This window comes from Rhizobium sp. 16-488-2b (genome assembly GCF_017741815.1).
Taxonomy (GTDB): Bacteria; Pseudomonadota; Alphaproteobacteria; order Rhizobiales; family Rhizobiaceae; genus Rhizobium.
Genome location: NZ_JAGHMF010000007.1, coordinates 400,547 through 412,888, shown reverse-complemented (window position 1 = coordinate 412,888; position 12,342 = coordinate 400,547). Strand labels below are relative to the sequence as shown.

Annotated in this window: 11 protein-coding genes and 1 pseudogene; 7 read left to right on the top strand and 5 right to left on the bottom strand. The window is 60.8% G+C overall.

The genetic code is table 11. The annotated features are described in order from the left end of the window. Nucleotides 1–16 precede the first annotated feature (16 nt). The 4 genes from J5286_RS08295 to J5286_RS08280 all read left to right on the top strand — a co-directional run bounded on the left by J5286_RS08295 (nucleotide 17) and on the right by J5286_RS08280 (nucleotide 6,735). Nucleotides 17–859, top strand: a complete 843-nt coding sequence (locus J5286_RS08295) for a universal stress protein (RefSeq protein ID WP_209189899.1) — start codon at nucleotides 17–19, stop codon at nucleotides 857–859. 190 nt (nucleotides 860–1,049) lie between these two features. After that, on the top strand, nucleotides 1,050–1,547 hold the full coding sequence (gpt, locus tag J5286_RS08290; protein ID WP_111561338.1) for a xanthine phosphoribosyltransferase: 498 nt from the start codon (nucleotides 1,050–1,052) through the stop codon (nucleotides 1,545–1,547). 185 nt (nucleotides 1,548–1,732) lie between these two features. Next, entirely contained in the window at nucleotides 1,733–2,320 is a 588-nt protein-coding gene (locus J5286_RS08285; protein ID WP_209189898.1) for a hypothetical protein, read from the top strand. 593 nt (nucleotides 2,321–2,913) lie between these two features. Further along, on the top strand, nucleotides 2,914–6,735 hold the full coding sequence (locus tag J5286_RS08280; protein ID WP_209189897.1) for a vitamin B12-dependent ribonucleotide reductase: 3,822 nt from the start codon (nucleotides 2,914–2,916) through the stop codon (nucleotides 6,733–6,735). 83 nt (nucleotides 6,736–6,818) lie between these two features. Here J5286_RS08280 and J5286_RS08275 read toward each other — a convergent pair whose 3' ends face one another. Beyond that, entirely contained in the window at nucleotides 6,819–7,304 is a 486-nt protein-coding gene (locus J5286_RS08275) for a BON domain-containing protein (protein ID WP_209189896.1), read from the bottom strand. Between the two features lie 108 nt (nucleotides 7,305–7,412). After that, the gene (locus tag J5286_RS08270; RefSeq protein ID WP_209189895.1) at nucleotides 7,413–7,589 is read right to left on the bottom strand and encodes a hypothetical protein; all 177 of its coding nucleotides are present in this window, start codon (nucleotides 7,587–7,589) and stop codon (nucleotides 7,413–7,415) included. 500 nt (nucleotides 7,590–8,089) lie between these two features. Between J5286_RS08270 and J5286_RS08265 the strand changes: the two genes are divergently transcribed. Next, nucleotides 8,090–8,416: a hypothetical protein gene (locus J5286_RS08265; protein WP_018900140.1), complete on the top strand. Its 327-nt coding sequence runs from the start codon at nucleotides 8,090–8,092 to the stop codon at nucleotides 8,414–8,416. An 80-nt stretch (nucleotides 8,417–8,496) separates the two neighbouring features. On the opposite strand, the gene J5286_RS08260 is transcribed toward J5286_RS08265, so the two are convergent. The 3 genes from J5286_RS08260 to ftsZ all read right to left on the bottom strand — a co-directional run bounded on the left by J5286_RS08260 (nucleotide 8,497) and on the right by ftsZ (nucleotide 10,816). Beyond that, nucleotides 8,497–8,697, bottom strand: a complete 201-nt coding sequence (locus J5286_RS08260) for a hypothetical protein (protein WP_018900141.1) — start codon at nucleotides 8,695–8,697, stop codon at nucleotides 8,497–8,499. 44 nt (nucleotides 8,698–8,741) lie between these two features. Further along, nucleotides 8,742–9,590 carry an oxidoreductase gene (locus J5286_RS08255; RefSeq protein WP_209189894.1) on the bottom strand — a complete coding sequence of 283 codons (849 nt, stop codon included), beginning with the start codon at nucleotides 9,588–9,590 and terminating at the stop codon, nucleotides 8,742–8,744. Between the two features lie 194 nt (nucleotides 9,591–9,784). Beyond that, complete coding sequence (gene ftsZ / locus J5286_RS08250; RefSeq protein WP_051110811.1) at nucleotides 9,785–10,816, bottom strand: cell division protein FtsZ; 1,032 nt, start codon at nucleotides 10,814–10,816, stop codon at nucleotides 9,785–9,787. A 223-nt stretch (nucleotides 10,817–11,039) separates the two neighbouring features. Here ftsZ and J5286_RS08245 point away from each other — a divergent pair, with 223 nt between their 5' ends. Both J5286_RS08245 and J5286_RS08240 read left to right on the top strand, forming a co-directional pair. After that, nucleotides 11,040–11,252: a hypothetical protein gene (locus J5286_RS08245; RefSeq protein WP_026283302.1), complete on the top strand. Its 213-nt coding sequence runs from the start codon at nucleotides 11,040–11,042 to the stop codon at nucleotides 11,250–11,252. Between the two features lie 77 nt (nucleotides 11,253–11,329). Next, a pseudogene (locus tag J5286_RS08240) lies at nucleotides 11,330–12,333 on the top strand (ketopantoate reductase family protein). Nucleotides 12,334–12,342: the final 9 nt, after the last annotated feature.

Genomic DNA, 12,342 nt, shown 5'->3' with positions numbered 1-12,342 from the left:
GAGCAAGGAGATACCCATGTCTTACAAAACCATTCTTGCGATTCTCGATACTTCAGACAATTGCGTTGCAGTCGCCGATCTCGCCTTCGCGCTGGCTGCGGAACACGGTGCCCATGTGATCGGGCTTCATGCGGAAACGATCGCCGTCGTGCCGCTCGTGGCGCCGATGGAGATCCCTGATCCCGTCGCCGTGCAGGCGCTGCAAGACATGGCGCATAGCGAAAGGGTCAAGATCGAGACGATCGTTCGCCGCAAGGCCGAAGTGGAAGGCGTCTCGTTTGAGTGGCGCAGCTTTGCGTCCTCGACGGGATACGGCTCGGCGCCTTTGATCGAGAGCGCGCGCAGCGCCGATCTCTTGATCGCCTCGCAGGCCGATCCGGCACGGCCGTCGGACAGTCATGTCGATGTCGATAACTTCCTGCTCGAAAGCGGACGGCCGGTTTTGATGATCCCCTTCATCATTCGCCAGCCGAAGCCGATCAAGCGGGTGCTCGTCGCCTGGAACGGCTCGAAGGAAGCGGCGCGGGCGACCTTCGACGCCCTGCCCTTCCTGAAGGCCGCCGACGAGGTTGAGATCTTCTCCGTCGATCCGGTCGACAACGCGCTGCAATCGGCGGCGGTCGCGGGTGCGGAAATCGCGGCAGCGCTCGCCCGCCACGGCGTCAACGTCACCCTCGCGACGGCGACGACCACGGACAAGAGTACCTCGGCTGTCATCGAGAACAGGCTGTCCGACAGCAGCATCGATCTGTTGGTGATGGGTGCCTACACGCATTCGAGGCTCTGGCAGATGATCTTCGGCGGCACGACGAAGACGCTCCTGCATTCCATGACGGCGATGACGCTGCTTTCGCGTTAACAGCCGCGGTCAGCGGGGGCTTGCGTTTTGCAGCCAAATTCCGCTAATTGCCACGACCGACGACGAGCTCCGGCTTCGGTCCTTCCATCGCGCAGTCTCGGCTGCGCGATTTGCGTTTGACCCGAGTGAACGGAAGAGCGTCCGGCCGCCGGCAAACGGCGTGTCATCATTCATGCCTCGGAGCGAGCCCATGTCCCTTCCCGATAAAGCCTTTCCCGTTTCCTGGGATCAATTTCACCGCGATGCACGCGCGCTGGCCTGGCGTCTCGCCGGCTTGAACCGCGAGTTCAAGGCGATCGTCTGCATCACCCGCGGCGGCCTCGTGCCGGCTGCCATCATTTCGCGCGAGCTCAACATCCGCCTGATCGAGACGGTCTGCGTCGCGTCCTACCACGACTATGTGAACCAGGGCGAGATGATGCTCCTCAAGGGGATCGCGGCCGAACTGCTTGAAGATGGCGGCGAAAGCGTGCTCGTCGTCGATGATCTGACGGATACCGGCAAGACGGCGTCGGAAGTCCGCACGCTGCTCCCGAAGGCGCACTTTGCCTGCGTCTACGCAAAACCACAGGGTGTGCCGACGATCGATACCTTCGTCACCGAGGTGAGCCAGGACACCTGGATCTACTTCCCGTGGGATATGGGTTTCAGCTATCAGGAACCGATCTCCAAGGGCAGCAAGGGCTGATTTTCCAGGCTCTTAGCAGACAAAGACGAAAGCAACTTTAAATTGCTCCAATCTTTGTTTACTAACATAATCAAATTCGCTGTCCGCCCCTCGCCGTCCGCTGTATTATCATATGGCATCAGGCGGCAAGGGCGCGGCAGGGTGTTTGGGTAGAGGGCGGTCGCTAGCGCGACACTGGAACGACCATGCAGCGTTGGCGGTTTATCGGCTTGATCGCGGCCTTCGGGCTGTGTTTGAACGTGCATCCGCGCGCGGTGTCGGCCGAACCCGCCTATATCTCCGTCGTGCGCGAATATGTGGATACGCTCGTCAAGCCGATGATCAACAAGCCGAACGTTCTGGCCGCGATCAAGGCGCAGAACAGGAAGTTCGGCGATATCAGCCCGATGGATATCCAGGTGCTCGACAACAGCTACCGCTCGGAGATCAAGAGCGGGCAATGGCAGATGCTCACCCGCCTCCTCAACAATCCGGTCTCGCGATACCTCAAAGCCAAGCAGGATGATTCGCAAGGAACGATTGTGGAAATATTCGTGACCGACCGGAACGGCCTGAATGTCGCACAGAGCGTGCCCACCAATGACTACTGGCAAGGCGACGAAAACAAGTTCCTGAAGACATTCGCCAGAGACTCCGACGAGGTCTTCATCGATCGCGCCAGCCGTGACGATGCCACGCAATTGCTGGAAACGCAGGCAAGTTTCACTGTTCGCGACGAGAATGGACAGGCGATCGGAAGCGCCACCGTGACCATCGCCATCGACGCACTTTAGCGCCTTGTTCGGCCTTGCGAATCACAAGGCTCATTTGCGCTCCAAAAGCCACCGCCAAATGACAAAATATGGCAAAATTTATCAGGCTTTGGCATTTCCCTTGCGCATCCCGTAGCAAGCCATTGAAATTCTTGCCCAACTGGTTTTTCCCCAGTCTCCACAGGCCACTCCACAATATCTTGTGGTGAACAGTTCGTTAAGAACAAGCCCTTGACGGAATCGCCTGTTTTCAACTTAATGAACTTCGATGTTGCGGCGGCAACTGAACCGGACATGACGAGGCCGGTTCTCACCAGAAATCGAGCATTGAATCAGGGCGTTGATCCATGAGGGGTGAGCCGCCATGAGTATGTTCTGCGCGATTTTTGCCGCCTGAAAAAGCGACATCCGGGGCTGGCGGAAAAAGGCTGTTAATACTATATTTAGTGATTGCAGTCACCATCACCACAAGATACAGGATGACCCATCTCCGGATGACACTCCTGTGACGATACGGAAACGAGAACTGGCTGCGCTCCTTACGGCGCCGCCGGAGGTGGAAACTTGCGCCTTGGTCAACGGGGACGGGGCGCGCGAGCTAGAGGTTAAGGCAAATGCGCATAGAACGCCGATTTACGAAGGCAGATCAGGGCGCTTACGCGGCTATCGAATTCCGCAAGGCAACCAGCGAGATCAAGAACCCTGACGGGTCGATTGTATTCCGCCTCGAGAACATCGATGTTCCCGCGCAGTTTTCGCAGGTCGCGGCCGACATTCTGGCGCAGAAGTATTTCCGCAAGGCCGGCGTCCCTGCCCGCCTCAAGAAGGTCGAGGAAAACGACGTTCCTTCCTTCCTGTGGCGCTCGGTTGCCGATGAGGCCGCTCTGAAGGAACTCCCCAAGGATCAGCAGTACGGTTCCGAAACCGATGCGCGCCAAGTCTTCGACCGTCTGGCCGGCACCTGGACCTACTGGGGCTGGAAGGGTGGCTATTTCTCTTCCGAAGAAGACGCGGCAGCCTTCCGCGACGAACTTGCCTACATGCTCGCGACACAGCGCGTCGCCCCGAACTCGCCGCAGTGGTTCAACACCGGCATGCACTGGGCCTATGGCATCGACGGCCCCGGCCAGGGCCACTTCTATGTGGACCCCTTCACCGGCAAGCTGACGAAGTCGAAGTCGGCCTATGAGCATCCGCAGCCGCACGCCTGCTTCATCCAGTCCGTCGAAGACGATCTCGTCAACGAAGGCGGCATCATGGACCTTTGGGTTCGCGAAGCTCGCCTCTTCAAGTACGGCTCCGGCACCGGCTCCAACTTCTCGTATCTGCGCGGCGAAGGCGAACGCCTTTCCGGCGGCGGCCGTTCCTCCGGCCTGATGAGCTTCCTGAAGATCGGCGACCGCGCTGCCGGCGCCATCAAGTCTGGCGGCACGACGCGTCGCGCGGCCAAGATGGTCGTGGTCGATATCGACCATCCGGATATCGAGGAATACATCAACTGGAAGGTCAAGGAAGAGCAGAAGGTTGCTGCCCTCGTCACCGGTTCCAAGATCGTCAATCGCCACCTGAAGGCGATCATGAAGGCTTGCGTCAATTGCGACGGCGACAATGACGATTGCTACGACCCGAACAAGAACCCTGCCCTGAAGCGCGAAGTGCGCGCTGCCAAGAAGGACCAGGTTCCCGAGAACTACATCGGCCGCGTCATCCAGTTCGCTCGCCAGGGCTACAAGGACCTCGAGTTCAAGACCTACGACACCGACTGGGATTCGGAAGCCTACCTCACGGTTTCGGGCCAGAACTCCAACAACTCAGTCTCGATCAAGGACGACTTCCTGCGCGCAGTCGAAAACGACGGCGACTGGAACCTGACCGCCCGCAAGGACGGCAAGGTCATGAAGACGCTGAAGGCACGCGACCTGTGGGAATCGATCTCCTACGCCGCATGGGCCTCGGCCGATCCGGGCCTGCACTTCAACACGACGATGAACGACTGGCACACCAGCCCGGCTGCCGGCCCGATCCGCGCGTCGAACCCGTGCTCGGAATACATGTTCCTCGACGACACGGCCTGCAACCTTGCTTCGCTGAACCTCATCCAGTTCAAGGATGCGGCCACCAAGCGCATCAACATCGCTGATTACGAACACGCCGTTCGCCTGTGGACGATCGTGCTTGAAGTTTCCGTGATGATGGCACAGTTCCCGTCGAAGCAGATCGCCGAGCGCTCCTACGAATACCGCACGATCGGCCTCGGCTACGCCAACATCGGCGGCCTGCTGATGTCTTCGGGCATTCCCTATGACAGCGACGAAGCCCGCGCCATCGCAGGCTCGCTGACCGCGATCATGACCGGTATCTCCTACGCCACTTCGGCCGAGATCTCGTCTGAACTCGGACCTTTCCCGATGTTCAAGCCGAACCGCGAAGCCATGCTGCGGGTCATCCGCAACCATCGCCGCGCTGCTTACGGCGAGACGTCGGGCTACGAAGGCCTGTCGATCAACCCGGTCGCGCTCATCCACTCCGAGAACCCGGACCAGGATCTGGCGGCTCACGCCAAGAGCGCTTGGGACAAGGCTCTCGAGCTCGGTGAAAAGCACGGCTACCGCAACGCCCAGGCAACCGTGATTGCGCCGACAGGCACGATCGGCCTCGTCATGGATTGCGACACGACCGGTATCGAGCCTGACTTCGCGCTGGTGAAATTCAAGAAGCTCGCCGGCGGCGGCTACTTCAAGATCATCAACCGCGCCGTTCCGGAGGCGCTCCGCACGCTCGGCTACTCCGAGAGCCAGATCGCCGAGATCGAAGCTTACGCTGTCGGCCACGGCAACCTGAACCAGGCGCCGGCAATCAACCCCGGCTCGCTGAAGGCCAAGGGCTTCACCGACGAGAAGATCGAAGCGCTTAACGGCGCGCTGAAGTCGGCCTTCGACATCAAGTTCGTCTTCAACCAGTGGACGCTCGGCACCGACTTCCTGAAGGGCACGCTGAAGGTTTCCGACGAACAGCTCGGCGACATGAGCTTCAACCTGCTCGAGCACATCGGCTTCTCGAAGAAGGACATCGAGGCTGCCAACGTTCACGTCTGCGGCGCGATGACGCTGGAAGGCGCACCGTTCCTGAAGAACGAGCACCTCGCGGTCTTCGATTGCGCCAACCCATGCGGCAAGATCGGCAAGCGTTACCTCTCGGTCGACAGCCACATCCGCATGATGGCTGCTGCCCAGCCGTTCATCTCGGGTGCGATCTCCAAGACGATCAACATGCCGAACGACGCGACGGTCGAGGATTGCAAGAGCGCCTACATGCTCTCCTGGAAGCTCGGCCTGAAGGCAAACGCTCTCTACCGCGACGGCTCCAAGCTGTCGCAGCCACTGAACGCCTCGCTGATCGAAGACGAAAGCGATGAGGACGCACTGGACGATCTGCTGCAGCAGCCGGTCGCCGCCCAGGCCGTCACCATCACCGAAAAGATCATCGAGCGTGTGGTCGAGCGCGTGACCCGCGAACGCGAGAAGCTGCCGAACCGCCGCCAGGGCTACACCCAGAAGGCCGCCGTCGGCGGACACAAGGTGTACCTGCGCACCGGTGAATTCGGTGACGGTCGCCTCGGCGAAATCTTCATCGACATGCACAAGGAAGGTGCCGCCTTCCGTGCGATGATGAACAACTTCGCCATCGCCATCTCGCTCGGTCTGCAGTACGGCGTGCCGCTCGAAGAATATGTGGAGGCCTTCACCTTCACCAAGTTCGAGCCGGCTGGCATGGTCATCGGCAACGACGCGATCAAGAACGCCACGTCGATCCTCGACTACGTGTTCCGCGAACTCGCCGTCTCCTACCTCGGCCGCCACGACCTGGCGCATGTCGATACGTCGGACTTCTCGAACACGGCTCTCGGCAAGGGCATCCAGGAAGGCAAGACGAACCTCGTCTCGACCGGCTGGACCCGCGGCTACAAGCCGACGATCGTTTCGAACAGCGAACGCCAGGCTGCCGGCGAGCCGAAGGGCTCGGCAACGGCTGCCCCTGCCCGCGCCTCGTCCGGTGCGACGGTAACGTCGTTTGCAGGCGCTGCTGCCCGCAAGATCGAACCGACGACCGCCATCTCGACCTCCGAAATCGTCGCCTTCAAGCGCGATTACGAAGAGCGCGCCAAGGAACTGGCCGAAGAGATCGCCGAGGAAGTGATCGAAGAAGTCACGACCGAGAACCAGCAGCAGGCAACGGCCCTGTTCTCCGACAAGGCAGCGGCTGACGCCGCATCGGCCAAGACGGAAGCCAAGAAGATCGAATCCGAGCGCCGCGCCCGGTCGATCATGCAGGGCTACACCGGCAACATTTGCTCGGAGTGCCAGAACTTCACGATGGTGCGCAATGGCACCTGCGAGAAGTGCGACACTTGCGGCGCGACCAGCGGCTGCAGCTGATCGGCTTTAGAGAACGCTAATTGAAAAGGCCGTCCGCTTCTCCAAGCGGGCGGCCTTTCTCGTTGCAGGCAGGGCGCAAATTATCAATGCGCATCCACACCCGTCGTGTGCAGCCTGTTCCGTACATGGTGGACGCCATCTACCGAGGAGGCGGCGAGTTCGACCTTGCGGGCGATACCGATCGTTTCGACAGAGCCTTCGACCGTGACGACATGGCCGTTAGCATGGACCTCGATGCTGTCGATGTCGACTTCGGGGACGTTCTCGATGTTTTCGGTGACCCGCGCTTCGAGATCGTCGCTGTCATCGCGGTCGATCGTGTCGGCGCGCAGCGAATCCTTCAGCCGGTTCTCGTTGCCATCGCGGTCTATGCCGTCGATGCGGAAGCCTGGATTGTCGCTGCTGTCGAAATTGGCGGGCGTTTCACCATAGGCTCGATTTTCAGGCGATGCCGACGCGGCGTCCGTTCTGTCCGCATAGGGCCAGCCGTCGTCGATATTGCGCTCTTCGAAGTCGCGATAGTCCTCGCTGCGCGACAGCGGCTTCTTTCCATCATCGTTGATTGGCATCGATCTTCTCCTTCAGCGTGTTTTCAAACAACGCCCAAGGAGGCAGATGGTTCGCCATGGATGGCTGGATTAACGCATCACGCAGCGCTGGAGCGTAGCGCGGAACGCTTACCGCGCGCTCTTCGCGTCGGCGATCACTGGCGCCGCCGACAACGGCACGTCATCGGCCACTTCCTGCGCGACGGCGGAGAGGTCGAGATTGCCCCAGATGGATTTTTCCTTGCTGCGATCGGTACGGCGGGAAGTCTTGATTTCAACAACGAACGGCTTCGATTGAGCGCGCATGTGATTCCTACTGAAAAGCGTTGAACGAATCCATCAACGCAGCGAGCCTATGAAGCGTTCCCTCGCCGCGCAAGCGCATTCGGCTTCGCATCCCCTGACCTCGGCTGACATATACAGCCTCAAGTCAGCCACGAGCAAAATTCACGCCCATGGCGCGAGCCGATGAGGGCGCTGCTACCGTTTTTTCGCCGCGACTGGCAGCCATGCAAAATTGTTTCAGGAAAATCCTTGAAGGAACAATCAATGTCGACTAGGTAGCACGTCGCCGAACGTAATGGCGTCCCAGCTCAGGCTTCGACGGCGTTCAATCGGCCACCTTTCCTACTCGTGTAGAGGCACCGGCGGCGGCCCCAGGTCGCTTATCGATCGTTTGATCGGCAGCCGGTTTGCAAACAAAATATCAGCGTGCGGATGGCACCTGGACAGCGGAACGGCCGATCAACATCGCTCGCTTCGACGGCTAGGGAGTCGCTGACGCCAAGGAATGAAAAAGACTGCGAATGACCATTAAAGAGCGTTTTCTGAAACAGCAGCATGCCTGGATGATCGGCGCATGCTACTCCCGCAAACACCCCGATTTTCATCGCTACGGCGGCGTCGATGTCGCCGTTTCGCCCCGCTGGAAAGAGTGTCTCGACACGTTCATGAACGACATGATCGACACCCTGCCCCGCAGCCTGTCCGAGCGCCGCCTGGCGCTGCGCAATCCGCGCCGGCCGTTCGAGCCGGGCAATGTCGAGTGGATTTTCGTCAGCAAGCATCGCGGTCTGCGCGCGCCTGACGGCACCCGGCCTGAACTGCCCGAGGCGCGTCTGCGCCGCGCTTGAACGCTTCCACGCGATCGATTATCGCCGGCTGGCGGGGGTTTTCTGGCCCCTCCAGCCGGCGAATTTGTTTTGGGCGCCGCTTAACGCCTGCCGCGCAGGCTCTTGGTCAGCACGATTAGAATGAGGCCGACGGCAACCGCAAGCGCGCCCCAATAAATCCAGGGCGTCTGGTCGATCATGAAGCTTTCGGCCGGATACGGAAAATAGCCGCTGCCCTGCCCCATCCAGATCAGACCGGCGAGGATCAACAAGCCTTCAAGGCCATAGACGAGCTTCACCATCACATCCTCCTCTACAGCACCCTGTTCATGCTAGAGCGCGAGCCTCAAGACTTAGGGAAATCGGCGCCGAGGCTGGTATCCTTCCATTCCTCGATCAGCGCCAGTCGCTCCTTCAGCTTGGCCGTGACTGCGCCATAGCCGAATTCGCCCAGCACGAGATGGCGCGGCGCTTTCTCGACCTCGGTGATCTTGATGATCGCTTCGCCGGCGCGCACTGGATCGCCCGGCTGCTGGCCGCTGTAACCGGCCGTCTGACGCATGCGCGCGGCCGCGGTCTCCGCGTAATCGGCGATCTTGCTCTCGGTCTGCCGCAGCGAACGGCCGGCCCAATCGGTGCGGAACGGACCGGGCTCGACACAGGTGACCTTGATGCGGAGCGGCGCGACTTCGGCGGCAAGCGCATCCGACATGCCCTCGACCGCGTGCTTGCTGGCCGAGTAGTAGCCGGATCCAGGAAAGCCGATGAAGCCGGCCACCGAGGTGATGTTGATCACATGGCCGCGTCGGCGCGTGCGCATGCCGGGCAGAACGGCGCGGGTCATGGCGAAGAGGCCGAAGACATTGGCCTCGAACTGATCGCGGATCTCGCTGTCGCTGCCTTCCTCGATCGGCGATTGATAGCCATAGCCGGCATTGTTGACGAGGACGTCGATCCGCCCGAAGCGCTCCTCGGCGGCCTTTACGGCGGCGGTGATCTGCGCGGTATCGGTCACATCGAGATCGACGGCGAGCGCATTGCCCTCATGGCCGGTGACGAGATCGGCGACGCGAGCCTTGTTGCGGGCGCTGACGACAGTCGGCCAGCCACGGGCGATGGTGAGTTTCGCCAGTTCACGGCCGAAGCCTGTCGAGCAACCGGTGATGAACCAGACGGGATTCTTATCTTGAGACATGGTGTTTTCCTGAAATGTTCGTCTGAAATTGAAAGCGCCCTCGGATGTATTCCGGGGCGTCTTGGGGGCACCTTTTGATCTAGGGTCGTCCGACTGGTTTTTCCAGAATTGGCGGGACGTTGCGGCCAATAGACGCAAAAAAGCCGCGCGCTCGCAGGAGCACGCGGCCGGATCGGACCAAGTTTTTGTTGTGCTTACTGCAGCGTGCGCGGCGGCAGGCCCGGGACCATGGTCGCGCCCTGCTGAACAGGAGCGACGCCGGCACCAGCGCCATCGAGGCCGGTGGCGACAACGGAGACGCGGAACTTGCCATCCAGATTGCGGTCGAAGATCGCGCCGACGACGATATCGGCATCGTCCTGCACTTCGTCGCGGATGCGGCTTGCGGCTTCATCGACTTCGAACAGCGTCATGTCGGAGCCGCCGGAGATCGAGATCAGCACGCCCTTGGCGCCGCGCATCGAGATGTCGTCGAGCAACGGATTGGCGATCGCGGCTTCCGCCGCCTTCATCGCGCGCTCTTCGCCCGAAGCTTCGCCGGTGCCCATCATGGCGCGGCCCATGCCGCGCATGACCGACTTCACGTCGGCGAAATCGAGGTTGATCAAGCCTTCCTTGACGATCAGGTCGGTGATGCAGCCGACGCCAGCAAACAGCACGCGGTCGGCGGTCATGAAGGCGTCGGCAAAGGTGGTCTTCGCGTCGGCGATGCGGAACAGGTTCTGGTTCGGGATGACGATCACGGTATCGGCAGCCTGGCGCAGCGCTTCGATGCCGGCATCTGCCGTCTTCATGCGGCGGTTGCCTTCGAAGGTGAAGGGCTTTGTGACGACGCCGACGGTCAGGATGCCGGCATTGCGGGCCGCCTGTGCGATAACAGGTGCGGCACCCGTGCCAGTGCCGCCGCCCATGCCGGCGGTGACGAAGCACATGTGCGAGCCGGCCAGGTGATCCATGATCTCGTCGATCGATTCTTCAGCGGCGGCGCGGCCGATCTCGGGCAGCGAACCGGCGCCGAGGCCTTCGGTCACATGCGCGCCAAGCTGGATGCGGCGCGAGGCCTTCGACGTGGCAAGCACCTGCGCATCGGTATTTGCGGCAATGAATTCAACACCTTCGAGGCTTTCCGCGATCATGTTGTTGATGGCGTTTCCGCCACCACCACCAACGCCGATCACCGAAATTCTGGGCCGCATCTCGGAAATCCCGGGCTTGGCGTTCGTCATCGCAATCTCCTTCGTGCGCATTCTTCCGTGGGCTCTACCGCTTTATCGGGACCCGAATCGCGCATCAGCCTATGGGCGCAAGAAGGCAGAGGCGGGGCGAAAGAACAAGATGCAGGCTTTTCTAAAATTTATCCGGAACCTTTTTTGAGGTTGGCGCATTAGGTCGATTCAAGCCAGCTAAAAAGAAAGCCCGCCTACCCAAAAAGAGAGGAGTACCGCGCAGATGCCTATGCTCGCTTCCAGCCAGTCGATAGCCCCTCCGAAAGACCATGTCGTGACCGCTCAGGAAGCGCTGGAGCCGCTCTTCCTGCAGATCGAGGCCGAGGCCGAGTTGCGGATGATTTCCGCTGCTCTGAAGGCCGGCTGGTCGGCAGAGGACGCGGTGAGCGCGATCGACGAATTGCGTCGCAGCGAGTTGCTGCCGGGCGATCGCTGAACACCAAAAAATCATTCGCCTTCGAGGCCGGATGGCCTATCTCTACCGCTTTCAAGTGATTGCGGAGATAGGATTTCATGACCATCAAGACCATCTGCATTTTTGGCGCCGGCGCGCTGGGCGGGATGATCGCGACCAAGATCGCGGCGTTGCTTGGAAGCGATGTCACGGTGTCGGTCATCGCGCGCGGCGCGCATCTTGATGCCATCCGCCGCGACGGTCTGACGTTGCATGAAGCGGGCGCCGAGACGCCGATCAACGTGAAGGTAATGGCCACGGACAATCCGGCCGATCTTCCGCCGCAGGATCTGGTCATTACCGGTCTCAAGGGACATCAGCTCAGCGCCGCCGCCGAGGGCATGGCAAAGCTGTTGAAGGCCATACGCGCGTCTTGATGATCCTCAACGGCATTCCGTGGTGGTATTTCCACCGCGACGACCACCCTGAATTCGCCGAACTGCAATTCGAGGAGCTCGATGAAGGCGGTGCGCTCTGGCGCCTTGTCGGCCCGCACCGCGTCATCGGTTGCGTCGCGCATCAGGGCGCGGAGGTCAGTCAGCCCGGTCATATCAATCTCAGCAACAAGGGACGTTTCATTCTAGGCGAGCCCTCCGGCGAGGTCACGAGCGATCTTGAGGCTATTCAGGCGTTGCTGCAGAAGGCCGATCTCAACATCACGCTGTCACCGGAGATCCGCAACGACATCTGGAGCAAGCTGATGGGCAATGCGTCGTTCAATCCGATCAGCGCGCTGACACGCTCCACCATGTCCGACCTCATGGCCGACGTGGCCGTCACCGACCAGATCGGCAAGGTGATGAAGGAGGTCAAGGGCGTTGGCGAGGCGCTGGGTGCCAATGTGGGCATGTCGGTCGAGGAGCGCCTTGAGCAGGCCAGCCAGATCGGCCCTGTCCGGACCTCGATGCTGCAAGACCTGCTTGCCGGAAAGGCGCTTGAGATCACGCCGCTGGTCGGCATGGTCGTGGCACTCGGCAGGCTGACTTCTGTGCCGACGCCGGTTTCGGAAACCTTGCTTGCGATGGTTTCGCAGCTTGATCGCGAGAACTGCAAGCCGGCCTAAATGGCCGGC

Bases quoted from the DNA above. Each gene is read 5' to 3' on its own strand.
- J5286_RS08295 (WP_209189899.1), top strand. From the start codon at position 17: ATGTCTTACAAAACCATTCTTGCGATTCTCGATACTTCAGACAATTGC.
- gpt (WP_111561338.1), top strand. From the start codon at position 1,050: ATGTCCCTTCCCGATAAAGCCTTTCCCGTTTCCTGGGATCAATTTCAC.
- J5286_RS08285 (WP_209189898.1), top strand. From the start codon at position 1,733: ATGCAGCGTTGGCGGTTTATCGGCTTGATCGCGGCCTTCGGGCTGTGT.
- J5286_RS08280 (WP_209189897.1), top strand. From the start codon at position 2,914: ATGCGCATAGAACGCCGATTTACGAAGGCAGATCAGGGCGCTTACGCG.
- J5286_RS08275 (WP_209189896.1), bottom strand. From the start codon at position 7,304: ATGCCAATCAACGATGATGGAAAGAAGCCGCTGTCGCGCAGCGAGGAC.
- J5286_RS08270 (WP_209189895.1), bottom strand. From the start codon at position 7,589: ATGCGCGCTCAATCGAAGCCGTTCGTTGTTGAAATCAAGACTTCCCGC.
- J5286_RS08265 (WP_018900140.1), top strand. From the start codon at position 8,090: ATGACCATTAAAGAGCGTTTTCTGAAACAGCAGCATGCCTGGATGATC.
- J5286_RS08260 (WP_018900141.1), bottom strand. From the start codon at position 8,697: ATGGTGAAGCTCGTCTATGGCCTTGAAGGCTTGTTGATCCTCGCCGGT.
- J5286_RS08255 (WP_209189894.1), bottom strand. From the start codon at position 9,590: ATGTCTCAAGATAAGAATCCCGTCTGGTTCATCACCGGTTGCTCGACA.
- ftsZ (WP_051110811.1), bottom strand. From the start codon at position 10,816: ATGACGAACGCCAAGCCCGGGATTTCCGAGATGCGGCCCAGAATTTCG.
- J5286_RS08245 (WP_026283302.1), top strand. From the start codon at position 11,040: ATGCCTATGCTCGCTTCCAGCCAGTCGATAGCCCCTCCGAAAGACCAT.